At 67.1% G+C, this 21,698-nt stretch carries 25 protein-coding genes and 1 tRNA gene; 17 read left to right on the top strand and 9 right to left on the bottom strand.

The window, feature by feature from the left end:
- Positions 1-115: 115 nt before the first annotated feature.
- The 3 genes from BMZ38_RS05405 (at position 116) to BMZ38_RS05395 (ending at position 4,458) form a co-directional block, all read left to right on the top strand.
- Positions 116-1,498: an AMP-binding protein gene (locus BMZ38_RS05405; RefSeq protein WP_091335096.1), complete on the top strand. Its 1,383-nt coding sequence runs from the start codon at positions 116-118 to the stop codon at positions 1,496-1,498.
- A gap of 110 nt (positions 1,499-1,608) precedes the next feature.
- A complete protein-coding gene (gene purD, locus BMZ38_RS05400) occupies positions 1,609-2,895 on the top strand; it encodes a phosphoribosylamine--glycine ligase (protein ID WP_091335093.1) in 1,287 nt (428 codons plus the stop codon).
- Positions 2,896-3,039: 144 nt separating this feature from the next.
- Positions 3,040-4,458, top strand: coding sequence for a hypothetical protein (locus tag BMZ38_RS05395; RefSeq protein ID WP_091335091.1), 1,419 nt, complete (start codon positions 3,040-3,042; stop codon positions 4,456-4,458).
- A gap of 49 nt (positions 4,459-4,507) precedes the next feature.
- On the opposite strand, the gene BMZ38_RS05390 is transcribed toward BMZ38_RS05395, so the two are convergent.
- Positions 4,508-4,921: a TonB-dependent receptor gene (locus BMZ38_RS05390; RefSeq protein WP_245747187.1), complete on the bottom strand. Its 414-nt coding sequence runs from the start codon at positions 4,919-4,921 to the stop codon at positions 4,508-4,510.
- A 210-nt stretch (positions 4,922-5,131) separates the two neighbouring features.
- On the opposite strand from BMZ38_RS05390, the gene BMZ38_RS05385 reads away from it, so the two are divergent.
- Positions 5,132-7,006, top strand: coding sequence for an MFS transporter (locus BMZ38_RS05385; RefSeq protein WP_091335089.1), 1,875 nt, complete (start codon positions 5,132-5,134; stop codon positions 7,004-7,006).
- Between the two features lie 32 nt (positions 7,007-7,038).
- On the opposite strand, the gene BMZ38_RS05380 is transcribed toward BMZ38_RS05385, so the two are convergent.
- The 8 genes from BMZ38_RS05380 to BMZ38_RS05345 all read right to left on the bottom strand — a co-directional run bounded on the left by BMZ38_RS05380 (position 7,039) and on the right by BMZ38_RS05345 (position 12,051).
- Positions 7,039-7,908, bottom strand: coding sequence for a beta-lactamase induction protein (locus BMZ38_RS05380; protein WP_091335086.1), 870 nt, complete (start codon positions 7,906-7,908; stop codon positions 7,039-7,041).
- Positions 7,909-7,985: 77 nt separating this feature from the next.
- Positions 7,986-8,939 carry an NAD(+) diphosphatase gene (gene nudC / locus BMZ38_RS05375; protein WP_091335084.1) on the bottom strand — a complete coding sequence of 318 codons (954 nt, stop codon included), beginning with the start codon at positions 8,937-8,939 and terminating at the stop codon, positions 7,986-7,988.
- Between the two features lie 7 nt (positions 8,940-8,946).
- Positions 8,947-9,315 carry an iron-sulfur cluster insertion protein ErpA gene (erpA, locus tag BMZ38_RS05370; RefSeq protein WP_091335081.1) on the bottom strand — a complete coding sequence of 123 codons (369 nt, stop codon included), beginning with the start codon at positions 9,313-9,315 and terminating at the stop codon, positions 8,947-8,949.
- A gap of 60 nt (positions 9,316-9,375) precedes the next feature.
- A complete protein-coding gene (locus BMZ38_RS05365; protein ID WP_091335079.1) occupies positions 9,376-9,810 on the bottom strand; it encodes a bactofilin family protein in 435 nt (144 codons plus the stop codon).
- A 2-nt stretch (positions 9,811-9,812) separates the two neighbouring features.
- Entirely contained in the window at positions 9,813-10,559 is a 747-nt protein-coding gene (locus tag BMZ38_RS05360) for a DUF6776 family protein (protein ID WP_091335077.1), read from the bottom strand.
- 122 nt (positions 10,560-10,681) lie between these two features.
- A complete protein-coding gene (gene bfr / locus BMZ38_RS05355) occupies positions 10,682-11,152 on the bottom strand; it encodes a bacterioferritin (RefSeq protein WP_091335075.1) in 471 nt (156 codons plus the stop codon).
- Positions 11,153-11,251: 99 nt separating this feature from the next.
- Complete coding sequence (locus tag BMZ38_RS05350; RefSeq protein ID WP_091335070.1) at positions 11,252-11,458, bottom strand: (2Fe-2S)-binding protein; 207 nt, start codon at positions 11,456-11,458, stop codon at positions 11,252-11,254.
- 47 nt (positions 11,459-11,505) lie between these two features.
- On the bottom strand, positions 11,506-12,051 hold the full coding sequence (locus BMZ38_RS05345) for an RNA pyrophosphohydrolase (RefSeq protein WP_091335068.1): 546 nt from the start codon (positions 12,049-12,051) through the stop codon (positions 11,506-11,508).
- A gap of 258 nt (positions 12,052-12,309) precedes the next feature.
- On the opposite strand from BMZ38_RS05345, the gene BMZ38_RS05340 reads away from it, so the two are divergent.
- From BMZ38_RS05340 to BMZ38_RS05280, 13 genes are all read left to right on the top strand, one after another.
- Positions 12,310-12,386, top strand: a tRNA-Met gene (locus tag BMZ38_RS05340).
- A gap of 82 nt (positions 12,387-12,468) precedes the next feature.
- Positions 12,469-12,831, top strand: coding sequence for a 6-carboxytetrahydropterin synthase QueD (queD, locus tag BMZ38_RS05335; protein WP_091335066.1), 363 nt, complete (start codon positions 12,469-12,471; stop codon positions 12,829-12,831).
- 119 nt (positions 12,832-12,950) lie between these two features.
- On the top strand, positions 12,951-13,322 hold the full coding sequence (locus tag BMZ38_RS05330; RefSeq protein WP_091335063.1) for a phasin family protein: 372 nt from the start codon (positions 12,951-12,953) through the stop codon (positions 13,320-13,322).
- Between the two features lie 254 nt (positions 13,323-13,576).
- Positions 13,577-13,942, top strand: a complete 366-nt coding sequence (locus BMZ38_RS05325; RefSeq protein ID WP_091335060.1) for an ATP synthase subunit I — start codon at positions 13,577-13,579, stop codon at positions 13,940-13,942.
- 3 nt (positions 13,943-13,945) lie between these two features.
- On the top strand, positions 13,946-14,749 hold the full coding sequence (gene atpB, locus BMZ38_RS05320) for a F0F1 ATP synthase subunit A (protein ID WP_091335058.1): 804 nt from the start codon (positions 13,946-13,948) through the stop codon (positions 14,747-14,749).
- A 64-nt stretch (positions 14,750-14,813) separates the two neighbouring features.
- Positions 14,814-15,107, top strand: a complete 294-nt coding sequence (gene atpE, locus BMZ38_RS05315) for a F0F1 ATP synthase subunit C (RefSeq protein WP_056390773.1) — start codon at positions 14,814-14,816, stop codon at positions 15,105-15,107.
- Positions 15,108-15,208: 101 nt separating this feature from the next.
- Positions 15,209-15,679, top strand: a complete 471-nt coding sequence (locus BMZ38_RS05310) for a F0F1 ATP synthase subunit B (RefSeq protein WP_091335055.1) — start codon at positions 15,209-15,211, stop codon at positions 15,677-15,679.
- 2 nt (positions 15,680-15,681) lie between these two features.
- Positions 15,682-16,215, top strand: a complete 534-nt coding sequence (locus BMZ38_RS05305) for a F0F1 ATP synthase subunit delta (RefSeq protein ID WP_091335053.1) — start codon at positions 15,682-15,684, stop codon at positions 16,213-16,215.
- 132 nt (positions 16,216-16,347) lie between these two features.
- Positions 16,348-17,898, top strand: coding sequence for a F0F1 ATP synthase subunit alpha (atpA, locus tag BMZ38_RS05300; RefSeq protein ID WP_091335051.1), 1,551 nt, complete (start codon positions 16,348-16,350; stop codon positions 17,896-17,898).
- 86 nt (positions 17,899-17,984) lie between these two features.
- Positions 17,985-18,902, top strand: a complete 918-nt coding sequence (atpG, locus tag BMZ38_RS05295; protein WP_091335048.1) for a F0F1 ATP synthase subunit gamma — start codon at positions 17,985-17,987, stop codon at positions 18,900-18,902.
- Positions 18,903-18,980: 78 nt separating this feature from the next.
- Positions 18,981-20,414: a F0F1 ATP synthase subunit beta gene (gene atpD / locus BMZ38_RS05290; RefSeq protein ID WP_091335045.1), complete on the top strand. Its 1,434-nt coding sequence runs from the start codon at positions 18,981-18,983 to the stop codon at positions 20,412-20,414.
- A 53-nt stretch (positions 20,415-20,467) separates the two neighbouring features.
- Positions 20,468-20,896, top strand: coding sequence for a F0F1 ATP synthase subunit epsilon (locus BMZ38_RS05285; RefSeq protein ID WP_091335041.1), 429 nt, complete (start codon positions 20,468-20,470; stop codon positions 20,894-20,896).
- Positions 20,897-21,111: 215 nt separating this feature from the next.
- The gene (locus BMZ38_RS05280; protein WP_091335038.1) at positions 21,112-21,630 is read left to right on the top strand and encodes an energy transducer TonB; all 519 of its coding nucleotides are present in this window, start codon (positions 21,112-21,114) and stop codon (positions 21,628-21,630) included.
- Positions 21,631-21,698: the final 68 nt, after the last annotated feature.

Here is a 21,698-nt window from a genome sequence, read left to right as displayed (position 1 = left end):
GGCCCGATGGATGGCCTGCGGTGGGACGGCAGCACACACGCACTTCACGCCGGCTTGCAGCGGTCGGCGGCCATGCTGTGTGCGTCTGGCGCATGGCGAACTTGGAGATAGCGGCTTGGCCATCGTTTACGACACCTTCCAGCGCGAGGCCCCGCAACGCCTGGCGCTGCTGCACGCGGACACGCCCACACGCGTGCTGGCCTGGCGCGACGGGCAGAGCGTCAGTGCCGCGCAGTTCCTGGCCCACGTGCGCCAGGCCGCCGCCACGCTGCCCGGCGCCGGCGCCGCGGTGAACCTGTGCGAAGACCGTTATGCCTTCCTGGTTGCCTTTTGCGCCATCGCACTGCGCGGGCAGACCAATCTGCTGCCCTCCTCGCGTGCACCCCAGGCGGTGGACGAAGTGATGGCCGCGCATCCGGGCTGCTACGCACTGGGAGAGCTGGCGCTGGATCCGGCGCCGACCGGTTACCACCGGCTGCCGGCGTTGACGGCACTGCCCTGCGATGACGAGGCGGAAGGCTGGCCGCAGATCCCGGCCGGCCAGGTGGTGGCGATCGGCTATACCTCCGGCTCGACCGGGACACCCAGCGCCAACCTGAAGACCTGGCGCAGTTTCCACGCCAGCAACGCCGGCAACCTGGCGATGCTGCGTGCGGTGGTCGGCGAGCGGTTCAGCGTCGTTGCCACGGTGCCGCCGCAGCACATGTACGGCATGGAGATGAGCGTGCTGCTGCCGCTGCTGGGCGGCGTCGGCGTGCATGCGGGACGGCCCTTCTTCCCCGCCGACGTCGCCGCCGCACTGGCCGACCTGCCGGCGCCGCGCGTGCTTGTGACCACTCCGGTACACCTGCGTGCGCTGGTCGAATCGGGCATCGTGTTGCCGCCGCTGGCGGCGATGGTCTCGGCCACCGCGCCGATGCCGCCGGAGCTGGCGCAGGCGGCGGAGGAGCGTTTCGGCGCGCCGCTGCAGGAAGTCTTCGGTTCGACCGAAACCTGTGTATTTGCCAGCCGCCGGACCACCCAGGAAGACGACTGGTCGCTCTACCCGGACGTCCAGTTGCACCCCCAGCCCGACGGCACCCAGGTCGAGGCTCCGCAACTGGATGCGCCGCGGCTGCTGGCCGACATCGTGAGCCTGTCCGCCGACGGTCGCCGCTTCCGTCTGCGCGGGCGCCAGGCCGACATGCTGGAGATCGCCGGCAAGCGTGCCTCGCTGGGCGATCTCACGCGCCGCCTGCTGGCCATTCCGGGCGTACGCGATGGCGTGGTATTCCAGCTTGACGACGGCGACGCGCTGGGCGTGCACCGCATCGCCGCACTGGCGGTGGCGCCGGAGCTGGACGAGCACGCCATACTCGACACGTTGCGCCGGGCGATCGATCCGGTATTCCTGCCGCGCCCCCTGCTCAGGGTAGCCGCGCTGCCACGCAACGAGACCGGCAAGCTGCCGCGCGCCGCGCTCCTCGAAGTGCTCGCCCGCCACCACTCGCACTCGTAACTTTGCCCCAAAGGCGGGTTGAAGCCGGCCCTGCCGCTCCAACGCGTTGCGGCGGCACCGCTACAATGCGCGCCTGCGCCCGCGGGCGCACCACACGCTTGGGAGAGTGCATGAAGGTCCTGGTCATCGGCAGCGGCGGGCGCGAGCACGCATTGGCGTGGAAGCTCAAGCAGTCGCCGCGGGTCAGCGAAGTGATCGTCGCCCCGGGCAATGCCGGCACCGCGCGTGAGCGTGGCGTGCGCAACGCCGAAGTGGCGATGAACGACCTGGACGGCTTGCTCAAGCTGGCCAAGGCTGAAAAGGTCGAGCTGACCGTGGTCGGCCCGGAGGTACCGCTGGTTGCCGGCGTGGTCGACCGTTTCCGCGGCGCCGGACTGCGCATTTTCGGGCCGCGCGCGGTTGCGGCGCAGCTGGAGGGTTCCAAGGCGTTCGCCAAGGACTTTCTGCTCCGCCACAACATCCCCACCGCGCGCTATGCCGTCTTCAACGAGCTTGGTGGTGCGCTTGCCTACGTGCGCCAGCATGGGGCGCCGATTGTGATCAAGGCCGACGGCCTGGCCGCAGGCAAGGGCGTGGTGGTGGCGCTGACCCTGGCCGATGCCGAGCAGGCGCTGCACGACATGTTGGGCGGGCACGCCTTCGGCAATGCCTCGGCACGCGTGGTGATCGAGGAATTCCTCGATGGCGAGGAGGCCAGCTACATCGTGATGAGCGACGGCAGCCACGCGCTGCCGATGGCCTCCAGCCAGGACCACAAGCGGCGCGACGAGGGTGACCTCGGCCCCAACACCGGCGGCATGGGCGCCTACTCGCCGGCGCCGGTGGTCACCGGCGCGGTCGAGCAGCGCATCCTGAAGGAAGTGATCGAGCCGACCCTGCGCGGCATGGCGGCCGAGGGCGCGCCGTTCATAGGGTTCCTCTACGCCGGCCTGATGATCGACAAGTCGGGCGCACCCAAGGTGATCGAGTTCAACGTGCGCTTCGGCGACCCGGAAACCCAGCCCATCATGCTGCGCCTGAAGTCCGACCTGGTCGAACTGATCGAGGCGGCGCTCGACGGCGAACTGCGCCACACCCGCGCACAGTGGGACAGCCGCCCGTCCATCGGCGTGGTGGTGGCAGCCGAAGGCTACCCCGGCCGGGTGCGCAGTGGCGACCCGATCGGCGGCCTGGACGGCGCATTCGACCCGACCGTAAAAGTGTTCCATGCCGGCACGCGGCTCGATGAGCAGGGCCGCGTGACCACCGCGGGCGGGCGCGTACTGACCGTCTGTGCGCTGGGCAGCGACCTCGCCGCCGCGCGCGAACACGCCTACGAGGCTGTCTCGAAGATCCATTTCAACGGCGCGTTCTGCAGGCGCGACATCGCGCACCGGGCGTTGCGGCGCGGGACCTGATGCCGTCGCTGCGGCTGTGTCCGACCAACGCTGGCGGCCGGCTTCGCCTGTGGCGCCGCGCGCCGCGTGCCTGGGTCCTGGTGTCGTCGTGCTGACCGTCCTCATGGCTCCAGGTCCTCGAACGCAGCGGACGCGACGGGCCACATGGCTATCAACCCATTGTTGACTGGACCGGTCCGGTCCAGGGTCTGGATCGGGATCGCGTTTCTGGGCGCTTCCGTGCTGCTCATGTGGCTGCCGGCCCTGCGCACGCCTTTCTGGGGCGACGATTACCTCTACATCTACGCAGCCCATACGACCAACCTTTCGTCGGCCCCCTGGTGGTCCGACTTCGTGCCGACGACGCTCTCGCAGTTCTGGCGGCCGCTCTCCCAGGAGGGCTATTGGCGCTTGATCGACGCGTTCCTGCACGACAACGCGTTCGCCACCCACATCGTGAGCTTGTGCCTTCATCTGCTGGCAAGCATGGGGGTGGCCCTACTGGCGCTCACCATTGGCCGCGCGTGCAAGTGGCCGATGCCTGGAGCGACCGCCGGGCTTGCCGGGCTCATGTATGCCGGCCTGGCCATGCACATGCTTCCGGTTCATTGGGCCGCCGCGGCGAACAACTCCTTCCTCACCTTGTTCACCGCGCTCTGCCTGGCCGCCTGGATCGGCGCCGCCGAAGCCCAGGGCCTGCGTCGCGTCCTGTTGCTGGCGAGCATCCCGATGACGCTGTCGCTGGCGCTGCTGAGCAAGGAATCGGCCGTGTTGACGGTCGTCCTGATGATCATCCTCCGGCTGTTCACCGGACAACTACGCGCACGAACGGGCGAGGTGGCCACCATCCTTGTCTGTGGCGCCCTCACCGCGACCTGGCTGGTGCTGCATGCGCACTTCACCACCCGCACGGACGCTGCCTATCAGCTGGTGTTCGGGAGTAACCTCATCCGCAACGCTCTTGCGTTCGCAGCATGGATGTCGGGCGTCCCGCGCGAGGCGTTGCGCATGGCCGCGCCAGGGGAGCGGCTACACGCTCTGGCCTGGATAGCTCTTACGGCCCTGCCCATGCTGGGTGCGTTCGTGATGGCCTTCTGGCCGGGCCGTTCGCTCCTGACGCCACGTCAATGGCTTTCCATGGTTCTCTTCGCCGGAGCCGCCTACGGCCCGTACTTCCTGCTGTCGTGGAACAGCTACGCGTATTACGCCGCTATCGCGGCGATATTGCCGACGATTTCGTTGGCGTATTGCGCGGTCAACCAGCCGAGGCTATGGGTCATCCTTGGGTTGATTGCCTTCTCCTCCTGGACAGCCGTTGGGATAACGCGCCAGCTGGATCACCCCGGCCTCATCGGGCGGGCCCGCTGGGCAGAGGGCATGCTGCAGGAGCTCGAACACCGGCAGGTGGGCTACCCCTTGTGGGTGGCCGTCCACGACAACCATCGCTTCTATGCCGTCGGAGCGTTCGGCCTGGCCTGGCGCCTGAAACTTCCGGTGGACGGCATCCATGTGGCCGAGCGGTGCCCCGCCGCCGCCAGGCAGTGCCTGTGGATCGGCGACGGGGGGTCCTGGCATCTCAAGTAGCCATGAGCCGGGGCGACGGCCGCCCCGGGGGTGACGAGGCGAGATGCGCTCAGAAGGCGGCCTTGTCCGTAGGAGAGGTCTGGATGGCCGGCGCGGTGCCCGGACGCAGCACCATGTACAGCATCAGCAGCATGCCCAGCAGCACGCCGCTCGAACCGATGCCCAGCAGCGGCGCAAGCGTCGCCTCGCTCGCCTTGCCGCCGTAGAGCAGGAACAGCCCGGTCAGCATCGCGATGGCTGCAGCCTGGTGCAGCACGAACTGGGTCAGGGCGATCGCGCGGCGCGGCGCCTCCAGCCACAACCGGTGGATGATCCCGTAGACGAGCGACAGCACGAAGCCGACCAGCAACACGTGGGCGTGCGTCACCAGCTCCCCATGGTTGTGCGAGGCAGCCATGTAGATGCCCAGCGCCATGCCGGCGGCGGCATAGCACAGGGCCCAGACCAGATATCTCCGGCTCATGTCCATCGTGTTCCCCTCTCGAAACGCAGGCGCCAGGTTGGCGGGCGCCTTGAGCGCCACGGAAGGCTGCACTGGCATGCACGACAGCGCTCCGCCCCCCGGCGGTACCTTCCCCGGCGCAAGGTATGCCTAACCGGCCGCGCCCGCAACGGAAGGATCGGCCGGCGGCTTTCACGCTAGGCTTGCCCCAGCCCCCCGCTCAGGACCCGCATGAGCCAATTCGACCTGCTCGGCCAACGCCGCTTCGCGCCGTTTTTCTGGACCCAGGCGCTGGCCGCGTTCAACGACAACGCCTTCCGCAACGCGCTGGTAATGCTGGTGGCGTTCCAGATGGGGCTGGACGATCGCAGCGTGTCGCTCTACACCAACCTGGCGCCGGCGCTGTTCATCCTGCCGTTCTTCCTGTTTTCGGCGACCGCCGGGCAGTTGGCGGAGAAATACGAGAAGACGCGCATCATCCGCGCGGTAAAGCTGTTCGAGATCGCTGCCATGGCGCTGGCTGCGATCGGCTTCCACACGCACGACACCACGCTGTTGCTGGTGGTGCTGTTCCTGATGGGGGTGCACTCGACCACCTTCGGACCGATCAAGTACGCCATCCTGCCGCAAGCACTCGAGCCCGGCGAACTGGTCGGCGGCAACGGACTGGTGGAGATGGGCACGCAGCTGGCCATGCTGGTCGGCATGATCGCCGGCAACTCGCTGATGCTGGTGGCCGGCATCGGACCTTGGCTGGCTTCGTCGGCAACCATCGCCGTCGCAGTAGCCGGCTACCTGGCCAGCCGGCGCATTCCGCCGGCACCGGCGACAGCGCCCGGACTGAAGTTCAACTGGAACCCTTTCAGCGAAACCGCGCGCGTGCTTGGCATCGTGCGGCGCGACCGCGCGGTGTTCAACGCGGTGCTCGGCATTTCCTGGTTCTGGTTCTTCGGCACGGTGTTGATCGCGCAGTTGCCCAACTACACGCGCGAGACACTGGGCGGCGACGGCTCGGTCAACACGCTGGTGCTCACCCTGTTCTCGATCGGCACCGGCGTGGGCGCGTTGTTGTGCGAGCGCATGTCCGGCAGGCGCGTGGAGATCGGCCTGGTGCCGCTGGGCGCGTTCGGGCTGACCGTGTTCGGTGTGGACCTGTACCTCGCGCGGCACGGAGTGGCGCAGGCGCATGGCCTGGACTGGCGCGCTTTCCTGCATGGCGCTGGCAGCTGGCGGGTGGCGCTGGACCTGACCCTGATCGGCGTGTTCGCCGGCTTCTACGTGGTGCCGTTGTTCGCTTTCGTGCAGGCACGCACGCCGCGCGAGCAGCTCTCGCGCGTGATTGCCGGCAACAATATCGTCAACGCACTGCTGATCGTGCTGGCGGCGGGCTTCGGGCTGGGACTGGGCGCACTGGGCTTCGATGCCGTGGAGACTTTCCTGGCCGCGTCGCTGCTCAACGTGGCGGTGGCGGCGTATATCTTCACACTGGTGCCCGAGTTCCCGATGCGCTTCATCACCTGGGTGCTGGTGAACACGCTCTACCGCGTGCGCGTGGAGGGCATGCGCCACGTGCCGGAAGAGGGACCGGCGCTGCTGGTGTGCAACCACGTCAGCCTCATGGACCCGTTGCTGCTGATGGCCAACCTGCGACGTCCGGCGCGCTTCGTCATGTACTACCGCATCTTCGACATGCCGCTGCTGCGTTTCGTCTTCCGCACGGCCAGGGCCATTCCGATCGCCGGGCAGAAGGAGGACCCTGCGGTGCTGGCAGCGGCCTACGAGGCGATCGACGAGGCGCTTGCTGCCGGCGAGCTGGTATGCATCTTTCCGGAAGGCGCACTGACGCGCGACGGTGACATTGCTCCCTTCCGGCCGGGCTTGCTGCGTGTCCTCGAACGCCGCCAGGTCCCGGTGCTGCCGATGGCGCTGCGCGGCCTGTGGGGCAGCGTGTGGAGCCGGCGTGATACGCGGCTGGGGCGCGCGCGGTTGCCGCGGCGGTTCCGTGCGCGGGTGGAACTGGTGATCGACGCACCGGTGTCGCCGGGGCGGCTGCAGCTGGATGCGCTGGAAACACGCGTGCGTGAATTGCGCGGCACCCTGGCCTGACCCAAACGACCTCCTTGCCGCCCTCTAGCAGATCAGGTGAGCCAGCCTCCCAGCACGATGAGCGCAACGACGCTCAACCACGCCAGCAGCGCGCGCAGGAAGGCACTGCGCATGCGCGCCAGCTCGAGCAGCGGGTCGGTGCGCTCCTCGGCATAGCCGTCGCCCGCCTCGATCTCGACCGAAATGTCGGCGCAGGCGGCGGCCGCGAGGAAGTCGGGATCGTCGGTGTACCAACTGGTCGGGGCGGCGTGCTGGCGCCAGCGCCGCCAGGCGGCCATCACCGCATCCCAATGGCCGACCAGGGCCAGGGTGAAGACCAGCAACTGCGCCGGGAGCCAATCCAGCGCATTGGCGACGTAGCGTGCGTGGATACGGCTGGCGGCATCGAGCGCCAGCGTCTGGTCGCGGCCCAGGGTCTGCGCCAGCCGATAGAGCAGGGCCCCGGCGGGGCCAAGCAGGAAGAACCACAACAGCACGCCGAATCGCCGCCGCAGCGCGGCCATGGCCACCGCTTCGCCCAACGCATGCGCACTCCAGACGACTTGCCCGCCCGGTTCGGCCAGGCGCTGCGCGGCCTTCTGCCGGGCGACCGGATCGGGTGCGTGCAGGATCGCTTCCAGGTCCGCCTCGAACGCGTGCGGCCCCAGTCCATAGAGCAGCACGAGCACGGCGAAAGCCAGCTGCAGGAAGCCGCCCAGCGGCAGGCGACCGAACAGGTCGGCCAGCAGCAGGCAGAGCACCGTCGGCACGATGAGTGTCAGCAGCACGCGGCCGCGGCCGTCGGTGTCATCCAGCTGCCGCACCCAGGCACGGAACACGCCGTCGCCGCGCCACTGTGCAAGCTGCGGCAGCAGATGCAGCAGGCCGAGGGCGATGAGGGCAGCGAGCAGGCTTGAGGCCATCGGGGAAAGCTCCTGGAAGTGCCCGGCCATTGTAGGGCAAGCACTTCGTGCGCCCTGTGGCGGCGCCAGTGATGCTTCTAGGGCGAGACGAGGGCGTCGAGTTCCAGGCCGGCACGCGCGCGCAACCAGTGCGCCAGCAACTGGTAGGACACCGACAGCCGCGTCGGCGCGGCGAAGCTGCCGTCCGCCAGGCCAGCCACGATCTGCTCGGGAGTGAACCAGCGCGCGTCTTCCAGTTCGCCGTCGCGCAGGTCGATGGCAGGGTCCAGCGCGCCGGCGATGAAGCCGACCATCAGCGAAGCCGGCAGCGGCCAGGGTTGCGAGGAGTGGTAGTGCACCTCGCCCACACGCACGCCGGCCTCCTCGGCCACCTCACGCCGTACGGCATCCTCCAGCGACTCGCCCGGCTCGACGAAGCCTGCCAAAGCGGACCAACGGCCCCTGGGCCAGCTGGCCTGTCGCCCGAGCAGGCAGGCCCCGTCGTGTTCGACGACCGTGATGATCGCGGCATCGGTGCGCGGGAAATGCAGCCGGCCGCAGGCCGCGCCGGTGCACTGCATGCGATGGCCTGCGGCGACTCGCCTGAGCGGCGCGCCGCAGCTGCTGCAGAAACGTGTTTCGCGCTGCCAGTGCGCCAGCCCCTTGGCATAGGCGAACAACCCCGCCTCCGCGGCGGGCAGGCGCAGGCCGGCCTCGCGCAGGCCGATGCGACGCGCGGCCAGGCGTTCTTCCAGCGCATCGACCGGGTGGGTCTCGTCCAGCGCGAGCAGGAAGTGCGGACATCCGTCCGCGACCCCCAGCAAGCTGATGGGAACCTCGCCGAACCATTCGCGCCGCTCGCCTTCGCTCAACCAGCGCAGGCCTTCGCTGTCGCGCAGCAGGTAGCTGTCGCCAGGGGCATCGAGCACCAGGTAGCGCGCCTCTCGGCAACCGGCCTGTTCGGCCAGCCATGCCTCGTGGTCGCGGCGTTCGGACATGCGGTCGAGCACCAGGCTCAGGCCGGCGAAGATGTTGGTGACGCCAGCGCTCATCGGCGGCTCAGGTGGAGAACGAAGAGCCGCAGCCGCAGGTGGTCTTGGCATTCGGATTGCGGATCACGAACTGCGCGCCGGACAGGCTCTCGGCGTAGTCGATTTCCGCGCCGGTGAGGTACTGCAGCGAGAGCGGGTCGACCAGCAACGTGACACCTTCGCGATCGAGCGCGAAGTCGTCCTCGGCCTGTGCCTCGTCGAAGGTGAAGCCGTACTGGAACCCCGAGCAGCCACCGCCGGAAATGTAGACGCGCAGCTTCAGCGCCGGGTTGCCCTCCTCGACGATCAACTCGTGCACCTTGCGCGCGGCGGCCTCGGTGAAGACCAGCGGGGCGCCGGCCTGGCGGTAGTCGGGGATCGAAAGGACGGTTTCCATGTGGCGGATGTGCGGTTGCGGAGGCGCGATCTCAAGGATAGCGCCTGTCGGGCGCCGCAGTCAGGCCGGTACGGCCTGATCCAGTTCGGTTTGCTCGGCGGCAACGGGCGCAGGCAGTTCGCGCGCGACTGATTCCACGCGGTGGCTCATGCGGCCGTTGACCTGCGCGCCGCCGGCCATCTCCAGCGTGCGGTAATGCACGTCGCCGATGATGCGCGCCAGAGGTGCCAGCTCCAGTCGCTCGCCGGCGTGGATGTCGCCTTCAACGGTGCCATTGACGATGACGTGCGGCACATGGATGTCGCCCCGTACCTGCCCATGCTCGCTCAGGGTAAACACCGCATCCTCGCCTTCGGCCAGCACGGTGCCCTCGATGCGGCCGTCCAGATGCAGCGCACCGCTGAAGCGCAGGTCGCCACGGATCACCGTGCCGCGGGCGATTAGGCTGGTGTCGTTGCTGCCGCTGGCGCGGTCGGTGCGGCGACGGTTGAACATGGTCAGTTTCCCCCTTCGATCGTGGTGAGGTTGCCCGACAGCGCGTCGTTCCACGCCACGGCGCGGTCGACGGCCTCGTCTCCCTCGGGTTTGACGTGGATACGCAGCCGCGTCGGCTTGAAGTCGGCAGGCAGCATGAACGTGGCGTGCAACTGCTGGAAATAGCGGAAACGGAACGGCAGGCCATCCTTCTGTGCGGCATCGCCCAGCGCCGGCCAGTCCAGCGCGACCACCTTGTCCCCGCGCACGCCTTCCACGCTGATCGTGACCGTACCGTTGACGTCGCTGCCCCGCTTGGCGTTCTGGGTCAGGCTGAGCGCCAGATTCCAGGCGTGCGAGCCGCTCACCGGGCGCAACTGCACTTCCTGCACCTTGAGTCCCTCGCGCTGCGCGTTGCCACCGACCAGGCGCGAATAGAAGCCGAGGTCGGCACGCAGGCCGTTGATCTCCTCGTCGCGCTCGGTGAGCGTGCCGCGCAATGATTTGGTGGCGATCTCAGTGACCTGCTGCGCGCGCTTCAGGTTGGCGATCTGCTGTTTGAGCTGCTCGTTCTGCGCTGCCAGTTGCCGGGCTTCGCGGTGGTCGATCGCCGCTGGCGTGGTGCGCCAGGCCAGCGTACCGACCACGATTGCGGTCAACAGCATGCTGGCCAGCCACGCCGCGCCCAGCCACAGCCGGCGGCGGCGGCGGCGCAGGCTGGCCTCATCGTGCGGGCGCACGACGAAGCGCGGGGGCGGGCGTGAAGCCATGTGGAGATCCAGGACTGCTGGGGTGACCGGTATAGCTGCAGCGTGACGAGAGCGTCAAGGAACGGTCGCACGCTTTGCCCGGTTGAAAATTACAGGGGCCGGATCAGGTCCGGGCCTTCACTTCAGCTGCCCATCTTGCTCTGCAGGTAGCGCCCGGTGCCGATGTCCTTGACCAGGTTGAGCTGGGTCTCGAGCCAGTCGATGTGCTCTTCCTCGTCGTGCAGGATGGTCTTGAACAGGTCGCGGCTGATGTAGTCGGCGATGCCCTCGCTGTGTGCGATGGCCGCACGCAGGTCGATGGCGGCTGCCAGCTCGAGGTCGAGGTCGCCCTGGATGCACTCCGGCACGTTCTCGCCGATCCGCAGCTTGCCCAGGTGCTGCAGGTTGGGCAGGCCGTCGAGGAACAGAATCCGCTCGATCAGGCGATCGGCGTGCTTCATTTCCTCGATCGATTCCTTGTACTCGTGCTCGGCCAGTTCGCCATAGCCCCAGTCCTTGAACATGCGGTAATGCAGGAAGTACTGGTTGATCGCGGTCAGCTCGTTGTAGAGCACCTTGTTGAGGTACTCGATGACCTTGGCGTCGCCTTTCATGGAAGTCTCCGGTGCGGGGCCGACCGGGGACTATACGGCCTGGTCCCCCGTGGGGAGTAACGCGAATGGTTGCGTTTTGGATGGCCTGAACCGGTCTGGTTACGCAGTGACCAACGGCAGCGGAAACGCCACAGGGGCCAGCGCGGCGTCCAGGGTGGCGCGTGCTTCGGGCTCGCAGCAGCCACAGCAGTCCGAACAACCGGTGCGCGCCTGCAGTTCGGCGAACGTACGCACGCCGCCCGCGACGGCGCGTCGGATATCGCCGTCAGTCACGGCGTTGCAGAGGCAAATGTACATGCCGCGCATTCCAACGCGAATGCGAATGATTGTCAAATGACTTCCGCGGCCCGGATTCAGGCGACGGCGCGGTCGCCCGGCTGTGCGCCTTCCTCAGCTCGCGGGAGCGAGCCCAGCTTGACGCTGAGCAGCTCCTCCACCAGCGGCGCGAAATGGCGCAGCGCCCGCTCGTAAACCTGGCGCTTGAAGTTGACCACGTGCACCGTCGGGTACCAGAAATCCACCCAGCGCCAGATGTCGAACTCCGGTTTGTCGCAGGCATCCAGCTTGAGTACGTCCTCGCCGCCGACCAGGCGCAGCAGAAACCACACCTGCTTCTGGCCGATACAGGTGGGTCGCTGGTGGTGGCGCACGTAGCGGTTGGGGAGGCGGTAGCGCAGCCAGCCGCGGGTGTTGGCGATGACCTCCACGTGCTCGGGCGCCAGGCCGGTTTCCTCGGCCAGTTCGCGGTACATCGCTTCGAGCGGCGTCTCGTCGCTGCGCATGCCACCCTGCGGGAACTGCCAGCCATCGTGGCTGACGCGGCGGGCCCAGAACAGCCGGCCATCGCCGTTGAGCAGCACGATGCCTACGTTGGGGCGATAGCCATCCGCGTCGATCATGTCGCCTCCTCAAGCCCGCGCCGCATGGCTAGGGCTCGGATTCAACCATAGCGCGCACGGCAACGAAAAGCGAAGTGCGCCTGGTGGGTACCTGGACGCGAGGTTTTTGCCGGCGCGGCGCATTTCGAATCCCGAAAGCACGCCGGACTGGGTCTTTCCTGCAAAGTGGCCGATTGCACCGCGTCGAGGCTTGAACCGACCCATTCCCCCGATTACACTGCCGGGCTCCGTTGGCGCCTTGCGCTGGCGACGCCCCAAGGCTATGTAGCTCAGCCGGTTAGAGCACAGCACTCATAATGCTGGGGTCGGTGGTTCGAGTCCACCCATAGCCACCACGCGCCCGCGGGCGCCGTGCCTTCCGCTGCTTCCCCTCGCTGTCGTTGCCCAGGCTGGCCACGGGCGTCGTTACAATGCCCCATGCACATCCATAAAGTGTTCCAGATCGAGGCCGCTCACCGGCTGCCGAACGTGCCGGCCGGGCACAAGTGCGCGCGACTGCACGGGCATTCGTTTCGTGTCGAGGTCCATGTCGAGGGTGAGCCCGATCCCGCGCTCGGCTGGGTAATGGATTTTGCCGACATCAAGACGGCTTTCGCGCCGCTGTTCGAGCAGCTGGACCATCACTATCTCAACGATATCGAAGGGCTGGACAACCCGACCAGCGAGATGCTGGCGCGCTGGATCTTTCGCCGGCTGGAACCGCGTTTGCCGGGCCTGGACCGGGTCGTAGTGCACGAAACCTGTACCTCGGCGGCAAGCTGCAGCCGGACGAGCTTCTGACGCACTGCAAAACCGGCTTCTCTTCGTGAGGCAAGGCTAGGCATTGATCGCATGTTGCAGTGCACAAAACAACCTGTTAGGCTTGTTCCACTCCAAAGACCTCCCGCGAGGGACAAGCCATGACCAACTTCGATTTCCAGGTGTTCGCTTACGCCCGTCAGTTCGCCGACAACGCTTTCAAGGCCCAGGCGCTGGTGCTCAAGGGTCTGGAGCAGGCCGCCGGCCTGCAGCTGGGCGCGCTGGAGCAGCAGTCTCGTTCGACCACTGATTTCCTGCTCGCCGCGGGCGAGGCGCGTGACGCCGACGCACTGCGTGGCCTGTGGGACAAGAGCGTAGCGCTCGGCCGTTCGCAGGCCGAACAGACGGTGGTCTTGACCCAGGGCCTGGTCGCCGTCGGCAAGCAGACTGCCGAATCGCTCGGTGCCTTGGTACAGCCGCAGCAGGCCGCCAACGACGCGGTCGCCGCGAGCGGTCGCAAGGCTGCCAAATAAGCTTTCTGCCCGCGTCCCCATCCCCTCCCCGCCGGGACGCGCTCCTGGGCCGGACTCTCCGTCCGGCCCTTTTTTGTGTGCGCATCTGCAAGAAGTTGCGAGCAGCGGAAAGTGAACGCGAGCGCCCGCACGACAAGATGTCGCAGCCCGTGCGGCTTGTCCGTGCAAAAGCCCGGCTGATATACTTTTGCGGATTGGATCGTGGCCCGCAGCTGCAAGGGTGACGCCTGGTGCGAAGCCGCGCGGGAACACACGTGCTCAACAGTCTTGCCTCCGGTCGCCGCCTGGCCTTGCGCATCGTGATGTCGCAGGTTGTGGTGGCCGCGCTGGTCGGCCTCGTCTTCCTGATGCAGGGGCGCCGCGAAGCTTTGGCGGCCCTTGCAGGCGCCCTCGTGGTGGCGCTGGGCAACGCGCTGCTTGGCGCGCGGGCCTTCGCCGGGATGCACGGGGCTGGCGTGGCGTTGGGTCGGCTGCTGGTGGGCATGATCCTCAAGTGGATCGCGGTCATCGGAGGGATGGGCGTGATCCTGATCAAACTGAAACTGCCGCCGCTGGCCGCCATCACGGGGCTGGCGGCTGCTTACGCGGTTCATCTGCTGGCGTTTCGATTCAAGGGTTGACACATGGCAAGCGAGCCGCAGGGCGGTCTTACCGAATACATCTCGCATCACCTGCACTTCCTGCAATCGACGCATGATGGTGATTTCTGGTCGGTCCACATCGATTCGATCACCGTATCGCTGGTGCTGGGCGTGCTGTTCAGCCTGTGGTTCTGGCTGAAGGCGCGCAAGGCGACGGCCGGTGTGCCTGGCAAGGGCCAAGCCTTCGTCGAGCTCGTGCTCGAGTTCGTCGATGGCCAGGTCAAGGATGTATTCCACGGCGATCGCCGCATCCTCGGACCGTTGGCGCTGACCGTGTTCGTCTGGGTGTTCCTCATGAACGCGATGGACCTGCTGCCGGTCGATCTGCTGCCCTGGATCACCCAGAAATTCGGCGTCGAGCATTTCCGTGCCGTGCCCACGGCCGACCTGAGCCTGACCTTCGCCATGTCGCTGACCGTGCTGGCGCTGGTGATCTTCTACAGCTTCAAGGCCAAGGGCTTTGGCGGGTACATGCACGAACTGTTCACTGCGCCGTTCGGCAGCAGCCCGTTTCTGTGGATCCCGAACTTCCTGCTGAACCTGGTCGAGCTGCTGTCCAAGCCGGTGAGCCTCGCCATGCGACTGTTCGGCAACATGTATGCCGGCGAGCTCGTGTTCATGCTGATCGCCGGGCTGTTCAGCGCCGGCAGCTGGGCGCTGTATGGCATGGGCATCATCGGCTACACCGTGTGGGGCCTGTTCCACATCCTGATCATCTCGATCCAGGCCTTCATCTTCATGGTGCTGACCGTCGTGTACATCTCGATGGCTCACGATCATCACTGATCGCGCACCGGGCTGACGCTTCACCCTTCCAACTACAAAAGTTCGCTTTTCTCAGGAGACCACCGTGGAACATCTCGTCCAGTTTGCTCAAATCCAGGGCTTCACCGCCATCGCGCTTGGCCTGATCATCGGCCTGGGCGCCCTCGGTGCCTGTATCGGTATCGGCGTCATGGGTTCGAAGTTCCTCGAAGCCGCCGCTCGCCAGCCTGAGCTGGTGCCGCTGCTGCAGGGCCGCATGTTCCTGCTGGCCGGTCTGATCGACGCGGCGTTCCTGATCGGCGTGGCGCTGGCGATGTACTTCGCCGTGGCCAACCCGCTGCTCGGCAAGATCCTGACTGCTGCCGGCGCCGGTCAGTAAGTCTGCGCTCCAGGCGCGCCGCGGTCGCGGCGCGCCTCATCCTGGCAAGGGCGCTCTAGCACCCGTGTCCGTACCACCCCGCATTTGCAGGTAACGCAGCGATGGATATCAACGCGACCTTGATCGGCGAAATGCTGTCTTTCGCCATCCTGATCTGGTTCTCCGTCCAGTTCATCTGGCCGCACATCAACAAGGCCATCGAAGAGCGCCAGCTCAAGATCGCCGAAGGCCTCGACGCCGCCGAGCGCGCACGCGCCGAGCTGCGCGATGCCGACAGCAAGGTGGCTGCCGAGATCAAGGTGGCGCGCCAGCAGGCGGCGGAAATCATCGACCGCGCCCAGCAGCAGGCCAACCAGATCCTGGACAAGGCACGCGGCGACGCCATCGCGGAAATCAACCGCCTCAAGGCCAGCGCCCAGGACGACATCGCCTCGATGGCGCAGCGCGCCCGCGAGGAGCTGCGCGAGAAGGTCGGTGCGCTCGCCGTGCAGGGCGCCACCAAGATCGTGCAGCGCGAGATCGATCCGGCCGCGCACAAGGCGTTGCTCGATCAGCTCGCCACGGAAATCTGACCATGGCCCAGGCAATCACCCTCGCCCGTCCGTACGCGCGCGCCGCTTTCGAGTTGGCGCACGAGGCCGGCACGCTCGGCGAATGGTCGCAGGCGTTCGCCTTCGCCGCTTCGGTAGCGAGGGACCCGCGTGTGACCGTCCTGGTCGGCGACCCGCGCGTGCAGCCGGCGCAGCTGGTGGCATTGCACCTGCCGCAGGGCATGGGTGCGGACACCGCGTTTGCGCAATTCCTGCAGACGCTGGCCGAACAGCGCCGCCTGGCGCTGCTGCCGGAAGTGGCCGAGCTGTACGAGGAACACAAGCGCGAAGCGGGTTCGCAGCTGAAGGTCAAGGTCACCAGCGCAATGGCGCTGGACGCCGCCCAGGCCGAGCAGCTGAAGGCGTCGCTCAAGCGCCGCTTCAAGCGCGAGATCGAGCTCGAGGCCAAGGTCGACCCGGCACTGCTCGGCGGCGTGGTGATCGACACCGGCAACGAAGTGATCGACGGCTCCGCGCGCGGCCGCCTGCAACGCCTCGCCAGCGTCTTGGCAAGTTGATCTGAGCGCGGCGTCCGCGCCGCGAAATGGAAAGGGCCATCCGTGGCTGGTTCCGGAAAAAGCATCGAAGAGCAAAACCGGCCAACGTGGTCGGACTCTTGAAAAAGCATTCCCAAATTCAGGAAAGCGACCATGTCCAGCACCACTCTGAATCCGTCCGAGATCAGCGAACTGATCAAGAGCCGCATCGAGCAGTTCAAGCTCGGTGCCGAGGCCCGCAACGAAGGCACCATCATCAGCGTGTCCGACGGCATCGTGCGCATCCACGGCCTGGCCGACGTGATGCAGGGCGAAATGATCGAGCTGCCGGGCAATGCCTACGCGCTCGCGCTGAACCTCGAGCGCGACTCGGTCGGCGCCGTGGTGCTGGGTGAGTTCCAGCATCTGAAGGAAGGCGATACCGCCAAGACCACCGGCCGCATCCTCGAGGTGCCGGTCGGCCCCGAGCTGCTCGGCCGCGTCGTCGACGCGCTGGGCAACCCGATCGACGGCAAGGGCCCGATCAACGCTGCGAAAACCTCGCCGATCGAGAAGGTCGCGCCGGGCGTGGTGTGGCGCAAGTCGGTCGACCAGCCGGTGCAGACCGGCTACAAGGCGATCGACTCGATGATCCCGATCGGCCGCGGCCAGCGCGAGCTGATCATCGGCGACCGCCAGACCGGCAAGACCGCGGTCGCGATCGACGCGATCATCAACCAGAAGGATTCGGGCATCTTCTGCATCTACGTCGCGATCGGCCAGAAGCGCTCGTCGATCGCCAACGTGGTGCGCAAGCTCGAGGAGCACGGCGCGCTGGCCAACACCATCGTCGTGGTCGCCTCGGCCTCCGAGTCGGCCGCGCTGCAGTACATCGCGCCGTATTCGGGCTGCGCCATGGGCGAGTACTTCCGCGACCGCGGCCAGGACGCCCTGATCATTTACGACGACCTGTCCAAGCAGGCCGTGGCCTATCGCCAGATCTCGCTGCTGCTCAAGCGCCCGCCGGGCCGCGAAGCCTACCCGGGCGACGTGTTCTACCTGCACTCGCGCCTGCTCGAGCGCGCCGCGCGCGTCAACGAGGCCTACGTCGAGAAGGAGACCCACGGCGAGGTCAAGGGCAAGACCGGCTCGCTCACCGCGCTGCCGATCATCGAGACCCAGGCCGGCGACGTCTCGGCGTTCGTGCCGACCAACGTGATCTCGATCACCGACGGCCAGATCTTCCTGGAGACCGACCTGTTCAACGCCGGCATCCGTCCGGCCGTGAACGCCGGTATTTCGGTGTCGCGCGTGGGTGGTGCGGCGCAGACCAAGATCGTCAAGAAGCTGTCCGGCGGCGTGAAGCTGTCGCTGGCGCAGTTCCGCGAGCTGGCTGCGTTCGCGCAGTTCGCCTCCGACCTCGACCCGGCCACCCGCGCCCAGCTCGACCGCGGCCAGCGCGTGACCGAGCTGATGAAGCAGAAGCAGTACGCGCCGCTTTCGATTGCCGAGCTCGCGCTGTCGGTGTACGCCGCCGAGAAGGGCTACCTGGACGACCTGCCGGTCGCCAAGGTGCTGGACTTCGAGCGTGGCCTGCATGCCTTCTTCCATCAGAACCACGAGGAACTGATGAAGAAGATCGTCGCCACCGGCGACTGGAACGGCGAGATCGAGGGCGTCTTCAAGAGCGGCCTGGACGAGTACAAGAAGACCGGTTCCTGGTGAACCCCCGGCGGGCCTTCGGGCTCGCCGAGCACGATGACGGCCGGCTTTGAGCCCGCCCCACGCAGGTCGAACCCAAGAGCAGACAGATGGCAAGCGGACGCGAAATCAAAACCAAGATCAAGAGCACGCAGAACATGCGCAAGGTGACGCGCGCGCTCGAGATGGTCTCGGCCTCGAAGATCCGCAAGGCGCAGGACCTGATGAAGGCCTCGCGTCCGTATGCGCGGATGATGCGCCGGGTGATCGCCCACGTGGCCCAGGCCCACACGGACTTCAAGCATCCGTTCCTGATCGAGCGCGAGAACGTGGCGCGCGTGGCGTTCATCGTGATCTCCACCGATCGCGGCCTGTGTGGCGGCCTGAACTCCAACCTGTTCCGGCGCGTCCTGCCGGCCGTGCGCGAGTGGCAGGACAAGGGCGCGCAGGTCGACGTCGTCGCCATCGGCCAGAAGGCAATCCAGTTCTTCCGCCGCATCAAGGGCGTGAACCTGGTCGGCAGCGTAAGCCACTTGGGCGAGCGGCCGAAGCTGGAGCAGCTGGTGGGCGTGATCAAGGTCGTGCTGGACGCCTATGCGGCCAATGGCCTGGACCGCGTGTTCCTGGCCTACAACGACTTCGTCAACACCATGACGCAGAAGCCGATGGTCGACGCGCTGCTGCCGCTGCCGCTGGTCGCGGCCGAGCTGGCCGCGCAGCAGGCCTCGGGTGACAACGCCTACGCCGGCATCACGCTGGAGCAGACCCACGACTGGGACTACATCTACGAGCCCGATGCCGCGGCGGTGCTCGAGCACGTGCTCGGCCGCTACGTCGAGTCGGTGGTGTACCAGGGCGTGCTGGAGAACCTCGCCAGCGAGCATGCCGCGCGCATGGTCGCCATGAAGAGCGCCTCGGACAACGCCAACAAGGTCATCGCCGAGCTGACCCTGAGCTACAACAAGGCGCGCCAGGCCGCGATCACCCAGGAAATTTCCGAAATCGTGGGAGGTGCCGCCGCGGTGTAACCGCGGTAGCACAGCCTATCTAGCGACGCGTAGCGGCGCTGCAATCAGACACTGAAAGAATCCATCCGGAGCACATCCATGAGCCAGGGCAAAGTTGTTCAGATCATCGGCGCGGTCATCGACGTCGAGTTCGCGCGCGATCAGGTGCCGCAGGTGTACGACGCACTGAAGATCGACGGCATGGACATCACGCTGGAAGTCCAGCAGGTATTGGGCGACGGCGTCGTCCGCACCATCGCGCTGGGCTCCACCGAAGGCCTGCGCCGCGGCCTGGTCGCGCGCAACACCGGCGAAGGCATCAAGGTGCCGGTCGGTGCCGCCACGCTCGGCCGCATCATGGACGTGCTCGGCAATCCGATCGACGAAGTCGGTCCGATCAACGCCGAGGACCACTGGGTCATCCACCGCGAAGCGCCGACCTACGACGAGCAGGCCGCGGCCAACGAACTGCTGGAAACCGGCATCAAGGTGATCGACCTGGTCTGCCCGTTCGCCAAGGGCGGCAAGGTCGGCCTGTTCGGCGGCGCCGGCGTGGGCAAGACGGTGAACATGCTCGAGCTGATCAACAACATCGCGACCCAGCACGCGGGCCTGTCGGTGTTCGCCGGCGTGGGCGAGCGCACCCGCGAGGGCAACGACTTCTACCACGAGATGCAGGACGCGGGCGTCGTGAAGCTCGACAACCTGCCCGAGTCGAAGGTGGCGATGGTCTACGGCCAGATGAACGAGCCGCCGGGCAACCGCCTGCGTGTGGCGCTGACCGGCCTGACCATGGCCGAGTACTTCCGCGACCAGAAGGACGAGAGCGGCAAGGGCAAGGACGTGCTGCTGTTCGTCGACAACATCTACCGCTACACGCTGGCCGGTACCGAGGTGTCCGCGCTGCTCGGCCGCATGCCGTCGGCGGTGGGCTACCAGCCGACCCTGGCCGAGGAAATGGGCGTGCTGCAGGAGCGCATCACCTCGACCAAGACCGGTTCGATCACCTCGATCCAGGCGGTGTACGTACCCGCGGACGACCTGACCGACCCGTCGCCGGCGACTACGTTTGCCCATCTCGACGCCACTGTCGTGTTGTCGCGCAACATCGCCGCGCTCGGCATCTATCCGGCGGTCGATCCGCTGGACTCGACCAGCCGCCAGCTCGATCCGAACGTGATCGGCGCCGAGCACTACGACGTCGCCCGCCGCGTACAGGGCACGCTGCAGCGCTACAAGGAGCTCAAGGACATCATCGCGATCCTGGGCATGGACGAGCTGTCCGAGGAAGACAAGCAGGTCGTGTCGCGCGCGCGCAAGTGCGAGCGCTTCTTCAGCCAGCCGTTCCACGTGGCCGAAGTGTTCACCGGCGCGCCGGGCAAGTACGTCTCGCTGGCCGAGACCATCCGCGGCTTCAAGATGATCGTCGACGGCGACGTCGACCACCTGCCGGAGCAGGCGTTCTACATGGTCGGCGGCATCGACGAGGCGATCAAGAAGGGCGAGGAGATGTCCGCCAAGAAGGCGGCCTGATCCGACGGCGGGCCGCACGGCCCGCCTTCCCCTGAGCAGAACGAGACATCCACATGGCAACCACCATCCGCGTCGAAGTCGTCAGCGCCGAAGCCGCGATCTACTCGGGCGAGGCCACGATGGTCGTCGCCACCGGCGACCAGGGCGAGCTGGGCATCACGCCCCGCCACGCCCCGCTGATCACCCGCCTCAAGCCGGGCAAGGTCGTCGTGACCGAGGCCGGCGGCGAGAAGGTCGACATCTCGATCACCGGCGGCGGCATCCTGGAGGTGCAGCCGCACGCGGTCACCGTGCTGGCCGACACGGCCGTGCGTTCCGAGGAGATCGACGAGGCCGCCGCGCTGGCCGCCAAGAAGGAAGCCGAGGACGCCCTGGCCAACCGCTCCGACGCCATCGACGTGGCCGAGGCGCAGGCCAAGCTCGTCGCCGCGCTGACCCAGCTGCAAGCGCTCGAGCGCCTGCGCAGGAACCTCAAGCACTGACCGGCCGCCAAGCCCGATGAAAACGCCGGCCCTCGCGCCGGCGTTTTTTTTGCCAGGCCCTTGCTTCCTTTCATCGAATCACGCTTGCCAAGCGTCACGCGGATCATGGCCTCGCGCCCGGGCCCTCAGCCGAACGAACGAGAAGCTAGGCCGCGAATTTGTCGCCCTCCCCCCTCCCGGTTAGGCTGTCCTGCGTCATCCAGGAAGGAGCGACCATGACACGTGCGATCACGCTGCTGGCTACCGCCACGATGCTGGCCGGATGCGCCCACACCTCACGCAAACCGGCGAACGGGCCCGGGGTCGGTTCGGCCAGCTACCGCGTCGCGGACGACACCGGCATGGCGCACTACCAGCTGGCCATGGGCCAGGTGGCCACCGGCGCGACGCTCGAGGCGCACGAGCCACCTGCCTATCCTGACGCAATGCTATCCAGCTGCCCTTCGCTGGTCGAAGTGCCCGCGCGGGTGATCGTCGGCACGCAGGGCAACGTCGGCGACGTGCGGATGAACCCGCCAGCGGCGCAACTGCCGTTCGCCGACGCCGTGCGTCGCGCCGTGCGGAGTTGGCGCTACACGCCGCTGACCCTTTCCCGCTGGGCGGCCGATGCCGACGGCAACAGTCATCCGGTGGACACCGAGGCCAAACCCTTCAGCCTCGACTATGTCTTCACCTTCCGCTGCGAGCACGGCCATACCTCGATTTCCTCCGGGCCGCAGCCGGCAACGCGCTGAGCCGTTCTTCTGAACGCCGCGCCCACACGGGCGCGCCTAGACTCGCGGCGGACTGGGCTGTCAGGACC

Source organism: Frateuria terrea, assembly GCF_900115705.1.
Lineage (GTDB): Bacteria > Pseudomonadota > Gammaproteobacteria > Xanthomonadales > Rhodanobacteraceae > Frateuria_A > Frateuria_A terrea.
This window is presented reverse-complemented; position numbering and strand designations above follow the sequence as displayed.